Genomic DNA, 22,030 nt, shown 5'->3' with positions numbered 1-22,030 from the left:
CAGTAGTGAAACGAAACAGCGCCGATGATAGTGTAGCATTTGCTATGTGAAAGTAGGACATTGCCAGGCTCCAAATAGAAGAAAGCCCGACTCGAAAGAGCCGGGCTTTTTTACGTCTGCAGGAAAGTGAAATACAGGCCTTTATGTAATAGCACCACTTCCGTAGCGTGGGTTGAGTATCACGAAACCCGCGGATAAGGCTCGCTACACACCTTTGTATGGTAAATATAGTGTTTTTATATATGCGTACCTTAGTCCGTACACGTAATGCATTCTCTTCTAAATCTACCACGTAGGTCGGGCGAGCGAAGCGACACCCGACGCTAAAACCATCGATTATAATTATAGTGTTCTTATCTCACGAGTTGCATTACCAAACATTATTGATAAAGCCTCCACCAACTCCGTAGCGTGGGCTGACTATCACGAAACCCGCGGATTAAGCACACTACATAACCATAATATTTATTTTAAAGTTTATTGAGGGCGTGCTGTTTATTCGCCCCACCAATCACAACCCATTTAACATATAGCTAAGTAGCTATTTGTTTCTGTTTTAAGCTTTAAGATAAACAATATTTATTCAACATAGCTAGATTACAAATATAATTTTGCTTTGTTACTGGCTTTGATTTAGGATCAAAATAGTTTAAAACCAAGAACTAATAGCCAGTGTATAGATTATTAATTAGTGCCATATCATTTATATTTTGTTTCTCTGTATCGGCAGTTGAAGTAACTGATCTGTATCAAGATATATTAAAAGTCGATGATAAAAGTCGAGACACGCGTTTAGCCGCTAGCCGCAAAGCATTACTCAATGTTTTAGTAAAGGTAAGCGGGGATGAATCTGCTGATCAAAATAAGCTTGCTCAACAACGCACCAAAAACATTTCAGATTACATGCTCAAGTTTGAATACGACGAAAAAGCAAATGGACAGCTTAATCTAGTTGTAAAATTTGAAGCGCGTAAAATAAATGAATTAATTAAAGAATTAAATTTACCTCTTTGGGGCGTCCAGCGCCCATTAGTTGCTATTTGGTTAGGTATTGAAGATAACTGGCGTAGAGAGCTTGTTACACAAGAAAGCTATCCTCAGTTAGAGCAGCTTATATATGACAAAGCGGGTCGACGTGGTTTACCCGTTGTAGTGCCACTATTAGATTTACAAGACAGACGTTTGGTTGGCATTCCTGAAGTATGGGGTAATTTTTCAGAGCCTGTTGAAGAGGCGTCGCGCCGTTATAGTGCAGAGCGAAGCATTACAGCAAGAATGTATCAAGAGCCCGACAGCGAAACCTGGATTTTAGACTGGCGTTTTACTAATGACGATTTATTTGATTCAAACCGTCTTGAAGGTGATAAACAACAAATAGTAGGCCAGATGATAGACAGCTTAGCGTTGGGATTAGCCAATGAATACGCTATCGACCCTAACGCGTATTATGAACAGGCTGCGGCTACGCTCACCTTAAAAGGCACTCAAAGCTTTGTCGATATTGAACTTGCAAAGCGTCGTCTACAAAGTTTGAGTGTAGTGACGCAAGCAACAATAATGCGCAAAACCCCAGAATTTGTTGAGTTTAAGCTTAACCACACCGGCAGTGTGGGCGATCTTAAAAAAGGCCTTGGCCTTGATAGTGCCTTTAGAGATTATGTTGACCCTCGCGCATTTTACCATGTTGTAGATAAAAACAGTCTTGAGTATCAGTGGGTCGGTGAGTAATGCTAAGTGCTGAGCCTATGCAAATGGCACTTCCAGTCACCTTGCCTGACGATGAAACATTTGCTTCTTATTTTGGTGGGGAAGACTCTTTAGAGGTAAACCACCTTAAAGCGAGCTTTTCAAAGCTTGCCAACAAATTTCAGTACACTTATTTGTGCGGCTTAGGCGATTCTGGTAAATCCCACTTATTGTACGCAACCTGCATACAAGCCCAAGAGCGTGGTTTGTCAAACATGCTGTTGTCTATGCGTGAAGTTATCGACTTTGGCCCTATGGTGTTAGATGGTTTAGAAGCACTTGACGTATTATGTATTGATGATGTGCACTTAGTCGCTGGCAATGACGCATGGGAAAAAGCCCTTTTTAACTTTTTTAATCGCTTTAACGAGCCCGGAAAAATGTTAGTGGTTACGGCCGATTTGCTCCCTGACATGCTTAATATCACCTTGCCCGACTTAGAGTCTCGGCTAAAGTGGGGGACCACCTTTCAAATTCGATCAATGAGTGATGATGATAAAGCACAAGCACTGGTTAAGCGAGCGCATATGCGTGGGCTTGAACTAAGCGATGAATGCGCGCGCTTTTTATTGACTCGCTTGAGTCGTGATATGCGTGCTTTATTAGACGTATTAGACAAATTAGATCACGCATCAATGGCCGCTCAACGAAAATTAACAATTCCCTTCATAAAATCAACGTTAAAGCTGTAGTAGGTCTAGAATCTAGACCCTGCTTTCAGTTATCATTAGTCAACAAAATTGTAATCACCTTCTGTGAAAGATCAGGTATCGAATGAACTTAGAAAATATTTTAGCGCAAGCACTTGAGGCAGTTGCCAGTGCCAGTGAAATCGCGCAACTAGAAGAGATCAGGGTTAATTACCTTGGTAAAAAAGGCGAAATCACAAGCTTACTTAAAACACTGGGTAAAATTGCTCCTGAAGAACGCAAAGAAGCAGGCCAAGTAATTAACCAAGCTAAGCAAGATGTACAAGCTGCCATTAACGAAAAGCGTGAGCTTTTAGCAAGTAAAGCGCTTGAAGAAAAGCTAGCAGCTGAAACAATTGATGTAACTTTACCAGGGCGCGTAATGCCTACGGGTGGCCTTCATCCGGTAACACGCACAATCGAGCGTATAGAAAGCTTTTTTGGCGAGCTAGGTTTTGAAGTTAAATCAGGCCCAGAAGTAGAAGATGATTTTCATAACTTTGATGCGCTAAATATTCCTGAGCATCACCCAGCGCGTGCTGATCACGATACCTTTTATTTTAATCCTAAGTTAGTACTGCGCACCCAAACAAGTGGTGTGCAAATTCGTACTATGGAAACAGAGCAACCGCCACTGCGAATTATTTCGCCAGGTCGAGTATATCGTAACGACTACGACCAAACGCATACTCCAATGTTTCATCAGGTAGAAGGTTTAATGGTTGATACTGATGTAAGCTTCACAGAGCTTAAGGGTATTTTACACGACTTCTTACGTAACTTTTTTGAAGAAGACATGGAAATTCGTTTCCGCCCTTCATTCTTCCCATTTACAGAGCCTTCAGCTGAAGTAGATGTTATGGGTAAAGACGGTAAATGGCTTGAAGTATTAGGTTGTGGCATGGTTCACCCTAACGTACTTAAGTCAGTAGGTATTGACCCAGAAAAATACACTGGTTTTGCTTTTGGTATGGGCGTAGAGCGCTTAACCATGCTGCGCTATGGCGTAAACGACTTACGTGCATTTTTTGAAAATGACTTAAAATTCCTAAACCAGTTCCGTTAAGAGTGAAAATATAAAATGAAATTTAGTGAAAAGTGGTTAAGAGAGTGGGTAAATCCTGCTATTGATACGCAAGCTCTTTCGGAACAGCTTTCTATGGCTGGCCTTGAGGTTGATGCAGTTGAGAGCGCGGCAGCGGATTTTAACGGCGTAGTGGTTGGTGAAGTGGTTGAGTGCGCACAGCACCCAGATGCAGATAAACTTCGCGTTACTAAAATCAATGTAGGTGGCGATGAGCTACTTGATATTGTGTGTGGTGCGCCAAATTGTCGCCAAGGCATTAAAGTAGCTGTTGCAACAGTGGGCGCTGTTTTACCGGGCGACTTTAAAATTAAAAAAGCCAAATTACGCGGTCAGCCATCACACGGTATGCTGTGTGCTTTTGTTGAGCTAGGTATTAGCGAAGAAGGCGACGGCATCATGGAATTGCCAAGCGATGCGCCAATTGGTAAAGACCTGCGCGAATACTTAGGCCTTGATGACAACATAATTGATGTGGACTTAACGCCAAACCGTGGTGATTGCTTGGGTATAAAAGGCCTTGCACGCGAAGTAGGTGTATTAAACAGCGTTGATGTAAACGAGCTACAAATTCCAGCAGTTAGCGGCACTATTGACGATGAAGTATCTATCGAGCTTGTTAATGCTGATGCGTGTCCGCGTTACTTAGGCCGTGTAATCAAAGGCATTAGCCTTGATGCAGAAACACCGCTTTGGATGGTTGAAAAGCTTCGCCGTAGTGGTATTCGCTCAATTGACCCTGTTGTTGATGTTACTAACTATGTATTACTAGAACTTGGCCACCCAATGCATGCATTTGATTTAAATGCAATTGAAGGCGGCATTAAGGTTCGCAGTGCCAATGCAGGCGAAGAGTTAGTATTGCTTGATGGTAATACTGCAAAACTGAACGAATCAACACTTGTGATAGCCGATCATAATAAAGCCCTTGCGATTGCCGGTATTTTTGGCGGCGAGCAATCAGGTGTAACAGAAAAAACGTCTGATATTTTATTAGAAAGCGCGTTTTTTAACCCAGTCGCAATTGCAGGTCAAGCCCGTAGTTACGGCTTACATACCGATGCATCACACCGCTATGAGCGTGGCGTAGATTTTACCCTGCAACACGATGCAATGGAGCGCGCAACCGCTTTATTACTTGATATTGTTGGCGGTGAAGCAGGCCCTGTTGTAGAAGCTGTGGCTGCTGATAAACTGCCAAAAGTGACAGAAGTACGCCTACGTCGTGCGCGTTTAGACCGTGTAATTGGTCATCATATTGACGATGCGAAAGTGACTGATATTCTGACTCGTTTAGGGTTAGACGTTAAGTTTGAAAACGACAGCTGGAGCGCTGATATTCCAAGCTACCGCTTCGATATTCGTATTGAAGAAGACTTAATTGAAGAAGTTGCTCGTGTTTATGGTTACAACAGTATTCCAAATGTTGCGCCAACCGCAAAATTAAAAATGACTACACATGACGAGTCAACAATTGCGTTAAGTAAGTTTCGTAATACGTTAGTGACACGTGGCTACCAAGAAGCAATTACGTACAGCTTTGTAGACCCTAAAGCACAAGCTATTATACACCCACAAAGTAATCCGCTTATACTGCCGCACCCAATTTCAATTGAAATGTCGGCTATGCGTGTAAGCTTAATGCCAGGGCTTTTAGCATCGGTTGCGTATAATCAAAACCGTCAACAACCACGTATTCGTTTATTTGAGCATGGTCTTAAATTTATCAGCGACGACAGTGCAGAAAATGGCCTGCAGCAAGTCCCTGTCATTGGCGGTGTGATCACTGGCCTTGCACACGGCGAGCATTGGGTTGAGCAAAAACGCAACGTTGATTTTTACGACCTAAAAGGTGATGTTGAAGCCTTATTAGCAATCACCAACGATACAAGCCGTTTTGAAATTAAAGCAGAGCAGTCAGACGGTTTACACCCAGGCCAATCAGCAGTTATTTATGTTGAAGGTAAAAAGGTAGGATTTTTTGGTGCTCTTCATCCTCAAGTGCAAAAATCGTTAGATATCAATAACGCAACTTTTGTATTTGAAATAGAAATGTCTGCAATAGAAAAAAGAAATTTACCGCAAGCTGTAGGGGTTTCAAAATTCCCTTCAAATCGCCGCGACATCGCGATTTTAGTGGCTGACAGCGTTAATTCAGGTGATATTTTAAGCACAATAGAAAAAGTTGGCGGAAATCAATTGGTTGACCTAAACTTATTCGATGTGTATAAGGGCAAAGGTATTGAGCCAAATTATAAGAGTTTGGCGATTGCTCTAACACTGCAGGCGGTTGATAGAACACTCGAAGAGAAAGATATCAATCTGGTAGTTGATAACGTGGTGGCCACATTGGCCGAAAAGTTTAATGCATCGTTGAGGGACTAGATATGGCGCTTACTAAAGCCGACATAGCTGAACACCTATTTGAAAAGCTCGGGATCAATAAAAAAGATGCCAAAGATTTAGTTGAAGCGTTTTTTGAAGAAATCCGCTCAGCGCTTGAAAAAGGCGAGCAGGTTAAGCTCTCTGGATTTGGTAACTTTGATCTTCGTGATAAAAAAGAAAGACCAGGCCGTAACCCGAAAACAGGAGAAGACATTCCTATTTCGGCGCGCCGCGTGGTGACCTTTAGACCAGGTCAAAAGCTTAAAACCCGTGTAGAAGTGGGCACAAGCAAAGCAAAATAAAAAAGGGCAGCGTAAGCTGCCTTTTTTATTTAAGAAAACCATCTGGCATCATGTTTTAAAACACATTAAATGCCAGGGGTTTTGCTTACCTAAAATTCTCGCGGCGATACAAACTCACCGTTTTGTATTTGTTCATACGTTTGTTGAGCAAGGGCATCGAGCGCATCTAAATTTTTACCATCGCTCATCAGTTGGTGCTCAATGGGTAGTAAATCTATATTCTCAATGCCAGCGCTTTGCGCCACTTTCGAAAAAATGTAAGCGTGCTTATATTTATCATGTTTATAAAACAAGCTGATTAACGAGGTATACACTTCAGGGTTTGGCTGTTGACCTTGTTTATTTAGCTCAAGCGTTTTATATAGCAAATCAATTGTTTTTTCATCGTCAAACTTAATGTAATAAGAGGCTAGATAAAACTGCATTTCTGCACTATTGGTTACGCTTTCATCATTTTCCATTGCAAGTAAACGAGTCAGCGCACTTTGCTCATTGTTACGTGACCAATGATAGTAAAGCAAACCTGGGTGGTTAGTGTTTTTTGTGTCTTGATAAAGTCGGGTCATCTCTTTAATGCTAGTAAGCTGACCTTCAATACGCGATGTTGTTTTAGACTTTAGTTTAATATGTTCTATTTTTGCGGCTAAAGTAATACATTGATTATACGACTCAAATCCCTTAAGCAATTGGTATTTGTTTTCATCTGTGGGTTTTTTATATTCTATATAGCGTTTTAAAATAACCTCTGAGCGCTCATTTTTACAATGGCTATCTTTATTTAAATCACTACAAAAGCCAGGTGTTTCTTTACATACCTGAGCGAGAGTCAGTGGTTCTTCGCATCCTGTTAACGCTAGCATTGTTAGTATTGCGCTTGCTCTTAAAACCATCCCTTAACCTCAAATGAATATATACATTACTATTCTAGCGCAATCATTTGTGCGCTAACAGTAGAGAATAACTTTAGATTAACTTAGAATAGCCCTGCCTGAAGTGCATTACTCTCAAAATCTAATGCATTTTTAAAGGCTATCCGTTCAAAATGATTAAATTAGGTAAATAAAATGACCTCATCTCACGAATTAGAATATACAAATAGTTGGCAAGAACGCCAAGATTACGCTGAAAGCATGCAACCTATCATTGGTAAGCTTTATCGTAACCGTGGCATAGAAATCGCTGTATATGGCCGTCCTCTCGTTAATGCCAGTACTATCGATATTATCAAATCACACAAAACTGTAGCGCAATTTGAAGGCACTAAATTACGTTTACGCGAAAGCTTTCCGTTTTTAGAAGCCATTAGTAAAATGGAGCTAAACTCAGCACGTATTGATATTGGTAAACTTGCTTATAGCTATTTGTACAGCGATGCTGCTAATGGCCGCACAGTTGATGAATTTGTTAAAGGCGAATTAGCCGAAATTGCAGACTCACCAGCCAAAGAGCCGCGTGATGTTGTATTGTATGGCTTTGGTCGTATAGGGCGTTTGTTAGCACGTTTACTAATCGAAAAATCAGGCCCTTATGCCGACTTACGTTTACGCGCAATTGTGGTACGTGGCGGTAAAGAAGGCGACCTTGAGAAACGTGCAAGCTTACTGCGTCGCGATTCAATTCATGGTCCATTTAATGGCTCAATCACAATTGACACGCAGCGTAATGCAATTAAAGCGAATGGCAGCTACATCCAAGTGATTTATGCTAACTCGCCAAGTGAAGTTGATTACACCGCTTACGGTATCGAAAATGCACTCGTAGTTGATAACACTGGTATTTGGAAAGACGAAGCAGGCCTTGGTCAGCACTTAGAGTCTAAAGGGGCTGCAAAAGTACTATTAACAGCACCGGCTAAAGGCAACATTAAAAACATTGTTTATGGTGTAAATAACCAAGACATTAAGCCTGAAGATAAAATCGTGTGTGCAGCAAGCTGTACCACCAATGCGATTACGCCAACCCTTAAAGCATTAAACGATAAGTTTGGTATTAATAACGGCCACGTAGAAACCGTACACTCATACACAAACGATCAAAACCTTATTGATAACTACCACAAAGCAGAGCGTCGTGGACGTGCTGCTGCACTTAATATGGTAATTACCGAAACAGGCGCAGCTAAAGCGGTATCTAAAGCGCTTCCTGAGCTTGAAGGTAAGCTAACAGGTAATGCGATTCGTGTGCCTACACCTAATGTGTCGCTTGCTATATTAAACTTAAACCTTAATAGCAGCACCTCTGTTGAAGAGCTAAATGCGTTTTTACGCGAAACAGCACTGCATTCAGAACTGCGTGACCAAATTGATTACACCGCATCAACCGAAATCGTATCTACCGATTTAGTCGGTAGCCGCTACGCAGGTGTTGTAGACTCGCAAGCAACAATTGTTGAAGGTAACCGCGTTGTTTTATACGTATGGTACGACAATGAATTTGGCTACAGCTGCCAAGTAGTTCGTTGTATGCGTGATATGGCTGAAGTTGCTTTCCCAAGCTTACCTCGCTAATTTAAACGCAATTATACTAAGCCAGCTTTTTTGCTGGCTTTTTTAGTCGCGTTATATTTTTAAAGTGTACCCTGTGTGGTAGGCTTTAATTATTGAAATGCTTATTTGATTTCATTCAATAATGCATTTTACTATTTAACCTGCAATCTGCTTGGGATAGCTTAATCATCCACAGTACAGGTTTTAAATAGTGTCAGTTCTGCACTTTTAGGCCGCTCTTTTTTGTAATTTAGTGACCCAAAAATAGAGTCAATTTAATCCAAAATATCAACGTGCCTAACAAAGCAGATAAACTTATTCTACCTTAAGGTTTTTTCATGAAAATCAGCAGCAATTTTGATAGTGGTAACATAAAGGTTATCGAAGCCAACGATCCGTTAAATATTCAATTAGAGATAAACAACGATCACCAGTCTGAATTTTACCAGTGGTTTCACTTTCGCCTAGAAACAACGCCTTATCAACTGCATAAGTTAAACATTAATAATTTAGAAAACTCTGCCTACCCAGATGGATGGGAAGGCTACCAAGCTGTTGCCTCATACGACCGTCAAACATGGTTCCGTGTGCCTTCAAATTACGAAAATGGCAAGCTTACCTTTGAACTAGAGCCTGAATGCCCCAGTGTATATTTTGCTTACTTTGCGCCATATAGCTACGACCGTCATTTAGATTTATTAGCTTGGGCGCAAAGCGAAGAGCTTTGCCAATTACAAACATTAGGTGAAACACTTGATGGCCGTGATATGAGCGTGCTTAAAATTGGTCAGCCTAGTGAAGATAAAAAAACAATCTGGATCACCGCGCGCCAACACCCAGGCGAAACTATGGCAGAATGGTTTGTAGAAGGGCTATTACACAAACTACTAGATGATGAAGACCCGCATGCCGCTGCTCTTTTATCAAAAGCTGTATTTTATGTAGTACCAAACATGAACCCAGATGGCAGCGTACGTGGTCACCTTCGTACTAACGCAAAAGGCGTTAACTTAAATCGTGAATGGCAAACGCCTAGCATGGAAAATAGCCCAGAAGTGTATTTAGTCCTGAATAAAATGCGCGAAACTGGCCTCGATATGCATTTAGATATACACGGTGATGAAGCTATTCCTTATAACTTTGTGGCAGGCAGTGAAGGTATTCCAAGCTACGATGACCGCTTAAAAGACTTAGAAGATAGCTTTAAAGCAGCGCTACTTACTATAACGCCAGAGTTTCAAGATGAGCACGGTTACGATAAAGACGAGCCGGGCAAAGCTAATTTAACAGTTGGCTCATCTGCAACGGCAGAAGAATTTAAAGCACTTACTTACACAATTGAGATGCCTTTTAAAGACAATAACGACTTACCAGACCCAGATTACGGCTGGTCAGACCGACGCTCGTATCAATTTGGTCAAGATACTTTAGCGGCAATCGTAAATGTCGTTGATAAATTAAGATAAATTAGTATAAGGTAAGGGCAACATTAAAATGTTGCCCTTTTTTATTACAAAATTAACAAATAATAAAAGTGCGCAATAGCTTAGTTATCGTATTACCTAGCTCTGAGTAAGTAATAAACAATCAACAGTCTCAAATAAAATAATAAGAGGTATTTAGCGTGGATGCATTCGGACAACTTTTAGATAGCCTAGATGGCATGTTAGGGGGCGCAGTTTGGTTTCCCTACGTGCTGCTAGGAGTCGGTCTATTTTTTACTATTTATTTAAAGTTCCCACAAATTCGTTATTTCAAACATGCGTGTAAAGTAGTTACAGGCAAATTTGATAAAAAAGGCACCGAGGGTGACACAACACATTTTCAAGCACTGGCTACTGCGCTCTCTGGTACGGTAGGTACAGGTAACATTGGTGGGGTAGCCTTGGCTATTTCTATTGGTGGCCCCGCGGCATTATTTTGGATGTGGATGACGGCATTTTTTGGTATGACCACCAAATTTGTAGAAGTTACGCTTTCGCATAAATACCGCGAAAAAACCCAAGATGGCACCATGGCGGGTGGCCCTATGTATTACATGGATAAACGCCTAAACATGAAGTGGCTTGCTATTTTGTTTGCTGTTGCCACTGTAATTAGCTCTTTTGGTACGGGCAGTTTGCCACAAATTAACAACATAGCGCAGGGTATGGAAGCCACATTTGGTTTTGCACCTATGGCAACCGGCGCGGTGTTATCTATTTTACTTGCGTTGGTTATTTTAGGTGGTATTCGTCGTATTGCTGCTATTACATCACGTGTTGTGCCCATTATGGCCGTGATTTATATCATAGGTGCGTTAGGTGTTATTTTTTATAACATTGAAAACATCGGCCCTTCGTTTGCGTCAATATTTGTTGATGCATTTACAGGCTCTGCTGCAGCCGGTGGCTTTTTAGGTGCCTCTTTTGCGTATGCATTTAACAGAGGTGTTAACCGTGGCTTGTTCTCAAATGAGGCCGGTCAAGGTTCTGCACCCATTGCCCACGCATCGGCAAAAGCGGATGAACCCGTGTCTGAAGGCATGGTGTCAATTTTAGAGCCGTTTATCGATACCATTATTATTTGTACATTAACAGGCTTAGTTATTTTATCGTCGGGTGTGTGGAATGAAAAATTCGAAACACATTTTGAACGATCGTCAATGAGCATTATTAAAGGTGACTACTCTGAAACCAACGAAGCGCAGCGCCAAGAGCTATACAATTACCTAAACGGTAACGATAGCAAGGTAGAGCTATTCAACGGCAACATTGATGTAGTTAATGGCGAGCCAACAAGTAATGGCTTTACCGTATTACATTCACGCTCAATTGGTGAAGACATACGTTTTGGTATTACCGACAAACATAAGTACACAGGGATTGTTGAAGTTAAAAACGGCATGCCAACCGACGACAGCATTAGTTTAATTGGTAAATCGTTAGTGCACTCAGCAGAGCTGACAACCAAAGCGTTTACCCGAGGCTTTTTTGGCGATAGCGGCCAATACATAGTATCGATAGGCTTATTGTTATTCGCGTTTTCTACTGCCATTGCGTGGTCGTACTACGGTGACCGTGCCATGATTTATTTACTTGGTAATCGCTCAGTTATGCCGTATCGCGTATTTTATGTTGCTGCGTTCTTTTGGGCTTCGTTTGCCGATACCACTTTAGTATGGAAATTAGCAGCCGTTGCAATTGTCGTTATGACCTTGCCTAACTTATTTGGCATTATGTTATTGCGCAAAGAAATGAAACAATCCGTAGATGACTACTGGGTTAAATTCAAAAAAGACAACGAGCAATAAAACAAGTACAATAAAAGGCGCCGCAAGGCGCTTTTTTTATGCGTAGTATGGAGAGTAGTATGGCGATTATTCATTGCCCCAAATGTGCAAAATCAATTTCAGATAAACATCAGCAGTGTCCGCATTGCAATAGTAACATTGGCGCGCTTAACTCTGAGCAGGTACAACAGCTTCAGCGCGAACAGCGAATTAAAAAACAGCAAATGTTTATGAACCATTCTTTCTTGGCGCTCATACTATTTTTAGGTGGCTTTTTTTGCTTATACTTTTTACAACCCGCAAAAGAAACCCTGCAATGGTACGCGTATACAGTAGCGATTGGTGTCGGCTGTATTTGGTACTTAGTAAACCGCGTTATTTTAGTGACTCTAAAAAAGAAAAGATGACATGAATATTGACAACCTTGTACAAAATATAACCCCAGAATTATTTGAGCGTTTACAGTACGGTGCTTCAACCGGTAAATGGCCCGATGGCACGCCGCTCTCTGATGAGCAAAAGCAACAAACGGTGCAACTTGTTATGCTTTACCAAGCTAAAATAGCGCAATCAAACGAGCAATTTACCATTGGCGCTAATGGCGAAATGATCCAAAAGACAAAAGCACAACTACAAAAAGAATTTAAATCAGAAAACGAAATAGCTAGGTTTAGTGAACATGATCTTTAAACACCTTTTTACACCTAAGTGGAAACACCCAAAGCAGCAAGTTCGTCTAGACGCAATTGAAAAACTTGATGTAGAGCGCGACGCATCAATTTTAAGCACATTAGCGCTGGAAGATAACTCAGCCGAAATACGCCGCAAAGCATTACAAAAAGTAAATAACTTACCACTGTGGTGGAAAGCCTATAAACAAGATCACGCGCTAAAAGATGTAGCCGAAATACAAATTTCAAACGCAGTGTTAAACAACGAAAGTGCACTGAGCACGCAAATTAAAAGTGAGTATATAGACCGTTTTGCACCGGTTAAAACACTAGAAAAACTCGCCTTTGCAGAGAAAGAACTACAAGTACGCGTTAAACTTTTAAAGCGCTTAGCTAATCCTAAATTAATTGAAAAAGCGTTTAAAGAGGGCAGCGAAGAGCTTCAAAGCCAACTTGTAGAGCTCGTTATAACGCATCAACTTATTAAGCCATTAGTAAAGCACGCTAAAGGCGATGCTAAGCAGCAGCTTGAGCAACACATTGAAAACGAACGCTTAGCGATTGAAATGCCCGCTCAGGTAGAGAGCGCAACACGCGTTATTTTAGCAAAGCTAAATGCCCTGCGAGATAAAAACGATTACGCCATAGTAAACCCACAAGCCGGCGAATTAATGGCGCAGTGGCAAGCACTTGAACTTAAATGGTTAAGCGAAGAGCACGTTAAAGAGCTAGATAAAAAATACATCAGCATTACTGATAAACTCGATGCGCATATTGCTACGTTAAAAGCTCAGCACGAGCAACAACAGCAGCGTTTAGCCGAGCAACAACGCCAATTATTAGCTCTGGCAACACTTGAGGCATTGAGCGAAGAAATAGAAAACGCGTTGCAATTAGGCTTAGAAACCCCAGAGCAAATTCAGCAAGATTGGTTAGAGGCTAAAGTAGCGCAAGCTAAGCAAACGTTAACCGATGCCCAACACGGCGATAATGCACAAACTAAGCAAGTTATTACAAAGCTTGAAAAACTATTCAATCAGGTGGCTAAACTACCAGAGCTTAGTAGCGCAATTGCACAGTATAAAATTGCTTTTGAACAGCTTAAAGAAATTGAGCCTGCGCAGCAGCTAGCTGATTACGATGATGTTTTAACTCGTTTTAATAACGCATTTAAACAAACTCGTAGCCATTTAAATGTGGTTGATGGGGCATTGCAGCAAAACTTTAAATCGCAATTAAATACGCATAAAAAGCAGTTTTTAGGGCAAATGAGTGAGCTGACAAAACCGCTTGAAAAAAACCAAAGCACAGCCAAACGTAAAGCACGCGATGTAAAACGCCTTATTGAGCAAGGCCGCTTTAATGTTGCTTTTGGTGTATTTAAAGGCTTTGAAGAGTTGTTTGATAAGTTAACACCGCAATTTCAGCAGCCACTAGTAAACTTAAAAGCCGATTTAGAAGCACAACTTGCAGAAGCAAAAGATTGGCAAAAATACGCAGCTGCGCCAAAACGCGAAGCCTTACTTGAAGAAGTGGCAGGGTTAGTCGACCAACCGTGTGACGACCCACAACAGCGTGCTGAGCAAGTTAAAGCGTTTCGTAAGCGTTGGAACGAGCTTGGCCGTTTAGATACAGAGCAAGAAAAGCAACAAGGTGAGCAGTTTGATAGCAACATAGAGCTGTTGTTTGCACCGTGTCGTAGTTACTTTGCCGAGCAAGAAGTGGCGCGCGAAGCTGCAAAAGCCCAGCGTGAAGTACTGATAAACGATATGCAAGCACTAAGCGAGCAAGACACCGCTATTGAAAGCTTTGATTGGAAGCAGTTTGAAAGCCAATACAACCGTTTAAATAAAGCGTGGCGTAGCGTGGGTAAAGTTGACCCTAAAACATACCGCGTATTAAACGAAAGCTTTAAAACACAGCAACAGAGCGTACTTGCTATATTAAATGCATACCATAAAGGTAACGCAGCACAAAAAAATGCCTTAGTGGAGCGCGCCTCAGCGCTTTCGCAAAGTGAAGATTTAGCTGCAGCATGCCAAGAGTTAAAGCAATTACAACAGCAATGGCAAAGTATAGGTTTTGCAGGTTTAAAAGCCGAAAATGCGCTGTGGCAAAAGTTTCGCCAGTATAACGATGAAACCTTTAGCAAACGTAGCAGTGAGTTTGAGCAGCAAAAGCAGGCTCAAAACGAAACAGATAAACAAGCTGCAATAGAACTGGCTGAGCTAGAAAGTGCCCTTGAGCAAGTTAATCAAAAAGCCCAATTACATGACCTAGAAACCAAAGTAAAAGGCTACGCACAATATAAATCGCTTGCGTCAAAAGTGGCAGCATTATTAAGTGCTATTGACGAAAAGCTAGCTTTACTTACAAGCCAAGCGCAGCATGCGCAATTTGAAGCGCTGATCACTGCACTTGAAAACAACGATGTAGTGCCAAGCCAATTTCAAGCACCGTTAGCGACATCGCTTAGTAGTGAACAACTTATTACAAGAATGGAAATTCTTGCCAATGTAAGCTCGCAAAACGCAGCGCTTAGAATGGCAGAGCAAGTCGCCATGCTTGATGATAAACACCGTGGTGAGCATGCTGATTTAAACTATTATTTAAAGCAGCTATTAGCGCTCAGTAAGGGTTCAGTTGAGCCTGACACACTAGCTAAAATTAAAACTATTTTTACAGCATAATATGTAATTAACTTGTATTAAATACAGGTATTGCATAATAAAAGCCGCTGTTTAAGCGGCTTTTTTATAATTACAACGAGGATAAAGGTTAGCATGAGAATTTTATTACTGTTTTTAACCACACTATTTTTAAGCGCATGTAATTCTACACAAGGCGTGTCTGTTTACTCATTTACCAGCTCAGAAGTAGAAAGTGTGCTAGGTAAACAGTTGCCTAAGTTAAGCGAAAAGGTGAGCTTAATGGGGCTGCCAGTGCAGTTTGATGTAAACGATTTAAGTGTAAATATTGGTCCAGATAACCGTGATGTAGTAGTACTTGGTGCAGACTCCAGTGCAGAAATAAATGCATTTGCACTAAAATACCCAGTACGCTTAAAGCTGCAAATTGAAGGTAGCCCGTTTTACGACAGTGAAAAAAAAGCCGTGTTTTTACGCAATGTTAAACTACTAGATTCGAGTGTGGATGCAGGTGGCTTTAAAGGTAATTTAGCGGCGCTTGATAATGAAGCGATGGAAGTAATTAATGCTTTTTTAGCCCTCAACCCTGTTTATACGTTAAATATGAATGACCCTAAAATGATGCTGCTAAGCAAATTACCCCTTGATATGAAAGTGGTTGAAGGGGCAATTAAATTAGTACCGCGCCTTTAATGTACAGCACACTGCTTGCGATAGTTTTATTACCCAAACGTTTGGTTAATTAGATCGAGCCCAGTAAAATGTACGTATTAATTAGCCTGTTTCTCAGGCTAATTAGGTTTTTATAATGGCAGCTTCACGCAGCATACCTACCTCAAGACTCTCTCGATTTGCAAAGCTTGGCTCCTTAGCCGGTGGTGTTGCAACCAACATGCTTATAGATGGCACTAAAAGTGCGCTCTCGGGTAAAGGTTGGAATAATAAAGCTTTACTCTTACAACCTAAAAACATAGAAAAACTAGCTGTTCAGCTAGCACATCTTCGTGGTGCTGCCATGAAACTAGGGCAATTACTGTCTATGGATGCTGGCGAGCTATTAAGTCCTGAACTTACTCAATTACTCGCATTGCTTCGCGCTGATGCAAACCCAATGCCGCACAATCAATTAGTTAAGGTACTTAAAAGTGAATGGGGTGAAGACTGGCTTAATCGTTTTTCGCATATTGAACTTAGGCCATTTGCAGCGGCGTCTATTGGCCAAGTGCACTTAGCTTATCAAGAAAATGGTGAAAAGCTGGCGGTAAAAATTCAATACCCAGGTATAGCGCAAAGTGTACATAGCGATGTAGACAATGTTATTGCACTATTAAACATTGCGCGGTTAATCCCTAAAGAGCTTGATATACAGCCACTCATAAATGAGGCTAAAGCGCAGCTACTTGCCGAGGCTGATTATGAACGCGAGGCACATTACCTTAAAAGATACGGTGAGTTGCTAAGCCAGCACGTTAATTTTAAAGTGCCTAAAGTATATGGCGTTCACAACACTAAACGCATTTTGGCAATGGAGTATGTGCAAGCAACGCCTATAGAAGCGCTTAGTAATTTACCTCAAGGTGAGCAAAATAACATTGCAGCTAGGCTCATAGATTTATTTTTTAAAGAAATGTTTGAGTTTAAGCTAATTCAAACCGATCCTAACTTTGCTAATTTTCATTATCAGACCCAGAGTAAGCAAATTGTGTTATTTGACTTTGGGGCAACCCGAGAGATCTCGAGTAAATTGAGCAAGGCTTACCTGTCACTATTTATTGCAGGCACTGAAAACAATAGGGCGGGCGTGTTAAGCGCAGCACGAGAAATAGGTTATTTTAAAGATACCCTACTAGATTCTTACAAAAGCCATGTTATTGATTTGTTTTTAATGGCGTGTGAGCCGCTAAGAACCACTGGCGAGTTTGATTTTAAAAACAGTCCCTTAGCAACGAATATTAAAAATGCAGGGCTAGAGCTGAGCGCACAGTCGCAGCAATGGCATACACCGCCCGTTGATGCGTTGTTTATACATCGTAAGCTAGCTGGGCTTTATTTAATTGCGGCAAAGTTAAATGCAAAAATAGATATTAACGCTTTATTTAAGCCTTATATTAAAGGCCACTTTATTTAACTGTTTAGCGCGTCACTTTATGGCATAATAATCGTGATATTTCGCGAGGATGATGCAATGATAAAACAATTTTTAAATGACCCCAAACTTTTACTTAATGCAGTAGGAGAGGGCATTTACGGCTTTGATTTATCGGGCAATGCGGTGTTTGTTAATCCAGCCGCTGAACGTATGACAGGCTGGAAAGCCCAAGAATTGTTGGGCAAAAAAATACACCAGTATCATCATCACAGCCACGCCGACGGCTCTCCTTATCCAGCCGATGAATGCCAAATATATTGCACCATGTTTGATGGCAAACGCCGCGAGGTTAAAAACGAAGTATTTTGGCGTAAAGACGGCACCTCGTTTGCAGTAGAATACACATCAACCCCCGTTTACAGGCAAGGTGAGTTAATTGGTGCGGTCGCGGTATTTCGCGATATATCGGCGCAGCAGCAAACCCAAAACGAACTTAAGCAAGCGCTTGAGCAAGTTAAGCATTTAAGTGAGCAGCTGCAAGATGAAAATAACTACCTAATTGCAGAGCTTAACGAAGACTGGCAAGACTCAGGTTTAGTTGGCCAAAGCCATGTTTTTCAAGCTATGTTGGCGCAAATTAAACTCGTTAGCGAAACCGACAGCACAGTATTAATTTTAGGTGAAAATGGAACAGGCAAAGAGCTGGTGGCGCGTAACTTACACCGGTTAAGTAAACGCAGTAATCAAGCTTTTATAAAAGTGAACTGCGCAGCGTTTACGCCAAGCTTGTTAGAGTCTGAATTATTTGGCCACGAGCGCGGTGCGTTTACCGGTGCAAACGAGCGACGTAAAGGCCGCTTTGAACTGGCCGACAAAGGCACACTGTTTTTAGACGAAGTTGCTGAGCTGCCATTAGAAGCGCAAAGTAAATTGCTACGGGTATTACAAGAGCAAGAGTTTGAACGGGTTGGCGGTAGTACTACGCTTAAGGTAAATATTAGAGTATTGGCAGCAACCAATCGCGACTTATGGCAAATGGTGCAAAAGGGCACCTTTCGAATTGATTTATATTACCGCCTTAATGTGTTTCCTATTAAAGTGCCAGCGCTTAAAGAGCGCAAAGAAGACATTCCTTATTTATGCACCAATTTAATTACTCAACTAAATAAACGCTTAGCAAAGCAAATAAAAGGGGTGAGTAAAAAAGCGATTAGCCAACTACAAGCTTATGATTGGCCTGGTAATATTCGCGAGTTACAAAACGTACTAGAGCGCGAAGCTATTTTAACTAAACATACTGTCCTTAAACTGAGTCAGCCATTGCATGGCGATGCAAGCACAGCTGTAAATACATCACTTACGCTTGCAGAGGCGCAAAAACAGCACATTATTGCGGTGCTTGAATTGTCACAGTGGCAAATATCTGGCGATAAAGGCGCTGCTTGCAAATTAGGCTTGCCCGAGAGCACTTTGCGCTCAAAAATGCGCAAACTAGGAATAAGCAAAAATACGTGATATATCGCGGTATTCGTTAAATATCGCGAATGAATTTTATTGCTAATTTATAAATATATTTAATATCAATTACTTAATTAAAGTTTCAGCTTGGTCTGAAAGTTGCAAAAGCAGCATTAATACCGTCACTATTAAGTAGCTACTATGAAGTTTGATATTAAAGAAGAAGATATGATCATCAAGCCCTATAACACACCAGGGCCTATTTATATTCGTGAGCAAAAAGGCTTTTACCAACAAATACGGCGTAACCTTGGTTGGTTACTTATGCTTATGTTTATTGCCATTCCTTGGATTCAATACAAAGGTGAGCAAGCCGTACTACTTGATGTAGCCACGCAAAAGTTTACTATTTTTGGTTTAACCTTGCTGCCGCAAGACTTTATGATTTTAGCGCTGTTATTTATGGTAGGCGCGTTTGCTTTGTTTTTTGTCACGAATTGGCTTGGCCGCGTGTGGTGTGGCTATACCTGCCCCCAAACAATCTGGATGTTAATGTTTAGTTGGGTTGAGCAACGTATAGAAGGTACTCGTAATCAGCGTATAAAGTTAGATAAATCGCCATGGAGTGCATTAAAGTGGCGTAAAAAAATAACAAAACATGCTGCGTGGCTTGTTATATCGCTGCTTACTGCAACGTCGTTTATGGCGTATTTTATACCCGCTAAAAGTTTATACCTTGAAATGTTTACCTTACAGTGGTCGGGCATTACCAGCTTTTGGGTGTTTTTATTTGCATTTTGTACTTATGGAAATGCCGGCTTTTTACGCGAAAAAATGTGTAACGTGGCGTGTCCGTATTCTCGCTTTCAATCGGTGATGTTTGATAAAGATACATTGGTAGTGAGCTACGATGCAAAGCGCGGCGAAAACCGAGGCCCTCGTAAACGCAAAGCTGATCCTAAAGCCCTTAATTTAGGCGACTGCGTTGATTGTAATTTATGTGTAGAGGTATGCCCCGCGGGCATAGATATTCGTAACGGCTTGCAATACGAGTGTATAAATTGTGGCTTATGTATTGATGCCTGTGACGACACTATGGATAAATTTGGCTATCAAAAAGGGTTAATTAAATACGCCAGCGAAAAACAGCTAGAAGGTAAAAAAACCAATCCATTTAGGCTTAAATTAGTGGGGTATGGTGTATTAACAGGGGTATTAATTATTTCTATGGTTGCGTGGGTATTACAACGTACGCCAATAGAGGCATCGGTACTGCGCGACAGAAACGCTTTATACCGTGTAAATTATGAAGGCTTGGTAGAAAACCCATACACACTCACTATTATTAATAAAACCCAGCAGCCATTGCACTACGGCGTAGCCATTGAAGGCCTACCTGTGGCCACACTTAGTGCGCCAAGCTCTATTTTGGTATTGCCAGGAGTGATGAAAAAAGTTCCGCTGACAGTCACCGCCGATGGCTACGACATAGCAACAAAAGTGACCCCAGTTAGCTTTGTGATTACCGCCGTAGAAAACCCTGACATAGGGATTACTAAAACAAGTCAGTTTTATAAAAACTAGCAATGGCTTGGGCTAAAGTTAGCTCACGCCATTATTTAATTGCGATGAAATAAAACGTTTTGCAGCATCTAGGTTATCAAATAAACATTGGTTAAAATCTACATCGCGTTTAGCGTTTTGCATTATTCGCTGCATTTGGCTTATAGCAATAGGGGAGGTGAGGACAAATGCACTTATCAAGCAGTTAGTGTGCTGCATATGTGTGCTTATGGCTACCATTTCTTGCTCTGCATCGGGCGTAGCTGCAAGTACACACGATGAGTCGCTTATGTAACCCCATTGCTTACCTTCAAATTCAGCCACTTTATCAAAAAGGGCGGTTTTAAAGTTGGCCAATAGCTCTAGGTCTAAATTTCCGCTAAATTGGGCAATAATTATATTGCCCTCAACGGATAAAGTTACCTCGGCATGCTTATTTTTATACTTCATCGTAGGTTCCTAATTTAAATTAGTTTATAACTTATACCAATTTGCTTAATTAAGTTAGCTTTCTTGAGGCTAGAAAAACATGTTGATAGCTTGGCAAAAAATCCGCTATTTAGTTGTTCTAGGTAATTGCTCCTGCATTGCTCTACCTTCTGCATCCATACAGTCGTAAATGAGCATTTTGTAACGAAGGTAGCGACACGTTTAGCCCCGCAAAATGATTAAGTATTATTGCACATGGGTATTAAAAGCCACTAAAGTGACTTTAAATAATCTAACGCGCCGGTAATAACAGCAACTTGCGCTTGAGTACACTGCTCATCTGAGGCACTTGGGCTATCTGGGTATACTTCGGTTGTAGTTACATAAGGGGCATTAGTAAAGCCCATGCATAAGCCCAATTCGCGAGCGGCGTAATTTATAACGCCAAATTGCTCCTGTGGTACACCAATTAATTGATTGTTTTCGTCACTGGGGGCAATGTGCGTTACCTTCTCAACACTATTTAAAATGGCTTTTTGAAAATCAGGTGCTGGTTTTTTGCTATCAGCCACTAAATAAAAACCATCTGGTATGTTCCAGTTGGTGTTAATTTTACCATCGCGCGCCGCCAAAGCGGGTCTAAATTCACTGTTGTCTGTGTCTGTGGTTTCGTGCAGATCAATATGCGCAACTAACTCAGTGTTAAGCGAGGCTACATATTTCATTATAGATGCAGATTCTTGGGCAGGGCTGTTATCGTAAAAAGAGCGATTTGGATCAATTGCTTCTGGGTTCCAGCGATTTATGGTTTCAAAACCCCACGGGCTAATACAAGGTGCAATAATAAAGTTAAAACGCGTTGTATAAGGTGCAACAGCGCTTTGAGCAAATGCCAGCGCACCCATAACGCCACTTGTTTCGTAGCCGTGCACACCCCCAGTAATTAACACGGTAGGGCGATCACTTTGCCAATTTTTACTTTTAAATAAATAAAGTGCAAAGCTAAGCGGCGAATAATTTAATTCGCCGTACTGCTCTACATCTAAGAACTCATTAGGCTGGGTAATTTTACTTACTACGAGCTGGTTATAATCGCGCTTTTTTTGTTGAAGTTGTAACCATGCTGCTTTATCACTGTCGTTCCATGGTTTATTAGGGGTACCAATTGGGTATAAAGTGTCGCTCATTGTGTGCCTTTAACTTGTCGCT

At 41.2% G+C, this 22,030-nt stretch carries 18 protein-coding genes; 15 read left to right on the top strand and 3 right to left on the bottom strand.

The genetic code is table 11. The annotated features are described in order from the left end of the window. Positions 1–672: 672 nt before the first annotated feature. From MSC25_RS19880 to ihfA, 5 genes are all read left to right on the top strand, one after another. Complete coding sequence (locus MSC25_RS19880; RefSeq protein WP_024032198.1) at positions 673–1,728, top strand: DUF2066 domain-containing protein; 1,056 nt, start codon at positions 673–675, stop codon at positions 1,726–1,728. Continuing rightward, positions 1,728–2,438, top strand: a complete 711-nt coding sequence (gene hda / locus MSC25_RS19875; RefSeq protein ID WP_004587231.1) for a DnaA regulatory inactivator Hda — start codon at positions 1,728–1,730, stop codon at positions 2,436–2,438. Before MSC25_RS19880 ends, hda begins: the two co-directional genes overlap by 1 nt. A gap of 82 nt (positions 2,439–2,520) precedes the next feature. Further along, positions 2,521–3,501 (top strand): phenylalanine--tRNA ligase subunit alpha, encoded by a 981-nt coding sequence (gene pheS / locus MSC25_RS19870; protein WP_004587232.1) that lies wholly within the window; start codon positions 2,521–2,523, stop codon positions 3,499–3,501. Positions 3,502–3,516: 15 nt separating this feature from the next. Next, positions 3,517–5,904 carry a phenylalanine--tRNA ligase subunit beta gene (gene pheT, locus MSC25_RS19865; protein ID WP_248444417.1) on the top strand — a complete coding sequence of 796 codons (2,388 nt, stop codon included), beginning with the start codon at positions 3,517–3,519 and terminating at the stop codon, positions 5,902–5,904. Between the two features lie 2 nt (positions 5,905–5,906). After that, positions 5,907–6,206 (top strand): integration host factor subunit alpha, encoded by a 300-nt coding sequence (gene ihfA / locus MSC25_RS19860; protein ID WP_002960690.1) that lies wholly within the window; start codon positions 5,907–5,909, stop codon positions 6,204–6,206. An 89-nt stretch (positions 6,207–6,295) separates the two neighbouring features. Here the strand turns inward: ihfA and MSC25_RS19855 are convergent, their stop codons facing one another. Beyond that, positions 6,296–7,096 (bottom strand): DUF2989 domain-containing protein, encoded by an 801-nt coding sequence (locus MSC25_RS19855; RefSeq protein WP_004587234.1) that lies wholly within the window; start codon positions 7,094–7,096, stop codon positions 6,296–6,298. Between the two features lie 174 nt (positions 7,097–7,270). Between MSC25_RS19855 and MSC25_RS19850 the strand changes: the two genes are divergently transcribed. The 10 genes from MSC25_RS19850 to ccoG all read left to right on the top strand — a co-directional run bounded on the left by MSC25_RS19850 (position 7,271) and on the right by ccoG (position 20,413). Continuing rightward, the gene (locus tag MSC25_RS19850; RefSeq protein WP_248444416.1) at positions 7,271–8,713 is read left to right on the top strand and encodes a glyceraldehyde-3-phosphate dehydrogenase; all 1,443 of its coding nucleotides are present in this window, start codon (positions 7,271–7,273) and stop codon (positions 8,711–8,713) included. A 317-nt stretch (positions 8,714–9,030) separates the two neighbouring features. Further along, positions 9,031–10,158: a M14-type cytosolic carboxypeptidase gene (locus MSC25_RS19845; protein WP_248444415.1), complete on the top strand. Its 1,128-nt coding sequence runs from the start codon at positions 9,031–9,033 to the stop codon at positions 10,156–10,158. A gap of 158 nt (positions 10,159–10,316) precedes the next feature. After that, positions 10,317–11,984 (top strand): AGCS family amino acid carrier protein, encoded by a 1,668-nt coding sequence (locus MSC25_RS19840; protein ID WP_004587237.1) that lies wholly within the window; start codon positions 10,317–10,319, stop codon positions 11,982–11,984. A gap of 59 nt (positions 11,985–12,043) precedes the next feature. After that, entirely contained in the window at positions 12,044–12,370 is a 327-nt protein-coding gene (locus MSC25_RS19835; RefSeq protein WP_004587238.1) for a hypothetical protein, read from the top strand. A 1-nt stretch (position 12,371) separates the two neighbouring features. Continuing rightward, entirely contained in the window at positions 12,372–12,653 is a 282-nt protein-coding gene (locus MSC25_RS19830) for a DUF1315 family protein (RefSeq protein WP_004587239.1), read from the top strand. Then, entirely contained in the window at positions 12,643–15,324 is a 2,682-nt protein-coding gene (locus MSC25_RS19825) for a DUF349 domain-containing protein (protein ID WP_248444414.1), read from the top strand. Before MSC25_RS19830 ends, MSC25_RS19825 begins: the two co-directional genes overlap by 11 nt. 93 nt (positions 15,325–15,417) lie before the next feature. Then, positions 15,418–15,975 carry a DUF1439 domain-containing protein gene (locus MSC25_RS19820; RefSeq protein ID WP_248444413.1) on the top strand — a complete coding sequence of 186 codons (558 nt, stop codon included), beginning with the start codon at positions 15,418–15,420 and terminating at the stop codon, positions 15,973–15,975. Between the two features lie 115 nt (positions 15,976–16,090). Further along, positions 16,091–17,410 carry an AarF/ABC1/UbiB kinase family protein gene (locus MSC25_RS19815; RefSeq protein WP_248444411.1) on the top strand — a complete coding sequence of 440 codons (1,320 nt, stop codon included), beginning with the start codon at positions 16,091–16,093 and terminating at the stop codon, positions 17,408–17,410. Between the two features lie 57 nt (positions 17,411–17,467). Further along, positions 17,468–18,886: a sigma 54-interacting transcriptional regulator gene (locus MSC25_RS19810; protein WP_024032193.1), complete on the top strand. Its 1,419-nt coding sequence runs from the start codon at positions 17,468–17,470 to the stop codon at positions 18,884–18,886. 144 nt (positions 18,887–19,030) lie between these two features. After that, positions 19,031–20,413 (top strand): cytochrome c oxidase accessory protein CcoG, encoded by a 1,383-nt coding sequence (gene ccoG / locus MSC25_RS19805; RefSeq protein ID WP_248444409.1) that lies wholly within the window; start codon positions 19,031–19,033, stop codon positions 20,411–20,413. Between the two features lie 18 nt (positions 20,414–20,431). Here ccoG and MSC25_RS19800 read toward each other — a convergent pair whose 3' ends face one another. Beyond that, positions 20,432–20,842, bottom strand: coding sequence for a hypothetical protein (locus tag MSC25_RS19800; RefSeq protein ID WP_064386531.1), 411 nt, complete (start codon positions 20,840–20,842; stop codon positions 20,432–20,434). Positions 20,843–21,093: 251 nt separating this feature from the next. Next, entirely contained in the window at positions 21,094–22,008 is a 915-nt protein-coding gene (locus MSC25_RS19795) for a M14 family metallocarboxypeptidase (RefSeq protein WP_248444407.1), read from the bottom strand. Positions 22,009–22,030 lie beyond the last annotated feature (22 nt).

The sequence above is a fragment of the Pseudoalteromonas sp. 1CM17D genome, from assembly GCF_023161805.1.
Classification (GTDB): Bacteria; Pseudomonadota; Gammaproteobacteria; order Enterobacterales; family Alteromonadaceae; genus Pseudoalteromonas; species Pseudoalteromonas atlantica.
This window is presented reverse-complemented; position numbering and strand designations above follow the sequence as displayed.

Bases quoted from the DNA above. Each gene is read 5' to 3' on its own strand.
- hda (WP_004587231.1), top strand. From the start codon at position 1,728: ATGCTAAGTGCTGAGCCTATGCAAATGGCACTTCCAGTCACCTTGCCT.
- pheS (WP_004587232.1), top strand. From the start codon at position 2,521: ATGAACTTAGAAAATATTTTAGCGCAAGCACTTGAGGCAGTTGCCAGT.
- pheT (WP_248444417.1), top strand. From the start codon at position 3,517: ATGAAATTTAGTGAAAAGTGGTTAAGAGAGTGGGTAAATCCTGCTATT.
- ihfA (WP_002960690.1), top strand. From the start codon at position 5,907: ATGGCGCTTACTAAAGCCGACATAGCTGAACACCTATTTGAAAAGCTC.
- MSC25_RS19855 (WP_004587234.1), bottom strand. From the start codon at position 7,096: ATGGTTTTAAGAGCAAGCGCAATACTAACAATGCTAGCGTTAACAGGA.
- MSC25_RS19850 (WP_248444416.1), top strand. From the start codon at position 7,271: ATGACCTCATCTCACGAATTAGAATATACAAATAGTTGGCAAGAACGC.
- MSC25_RS19845 (WP_248444415.1), top strand. From the start codon at position 9,031: ATGAAAATCAGCAGCAATTTTGATAGTGGTAACATAAAGGTTATCGAA.
- MSC25_RS19835 (WP_004587238.1), top strand. From the start codon at position 12,044: ATGGCGATTATTCATTGCCCCAAATGTGCAAAATCAATTTCAGATAAA.
- MSC25_RS19830 (WP_004587239.1), top strand. From the start codon at position 12,372: ATGAATATTGACAACCTTGTACAAAATATAACCCCAGAATTATTTGAG.
- MSC25_RS19825 (WP_248444414.1), top strand. From the start codon at position 12,643: ATGATCTTTAAACACCTTTTTACACCTAAGTGGAAACACCCAAAGCAG.
- MSC25_RS19820 (WP_248444413.1), top strand. From the start codon at position 15,418: ATGAGAATTTTATTACTGTTTTTAACCACACTATTTTTAAGCGCATGT.
- MSC25_RS19815 (WP_248444411.1), top strand. From the start codon at position 16,091: ATGGCAGCTTCACGCAGCATACCTACCTCAAGACTCTCTCGATTTGCA.
- MSC25_RS19810 (WP_024032193.1), top strand. From the start codon at position 17,468: ATGATAAAACAATTTTTAAATGACCCCAAACTTTTACTTAATGCAGTA.
- ccoG (WP_248444409.1), top strand. From the start codon at position 19,031: ATGAAGTTTGATATTAAAGAAGAAGATATGATCATCAAGCCCTATAAC.
- MSC25_RS19800 (WP_064386531.1), bottom strand. From the start codon at position 20,842: ATGAAGTATAAAAATAAGCATGCCGAGGTAACTTTATCCGTTGAGGGC.
- MSC25_RS19795 (WP_248444407.1), bottom strand. From the start codon at position 22,008: ATGAGCGACACTTTATACCCAATTGGTACCCCTAATAAACCATGGAAC.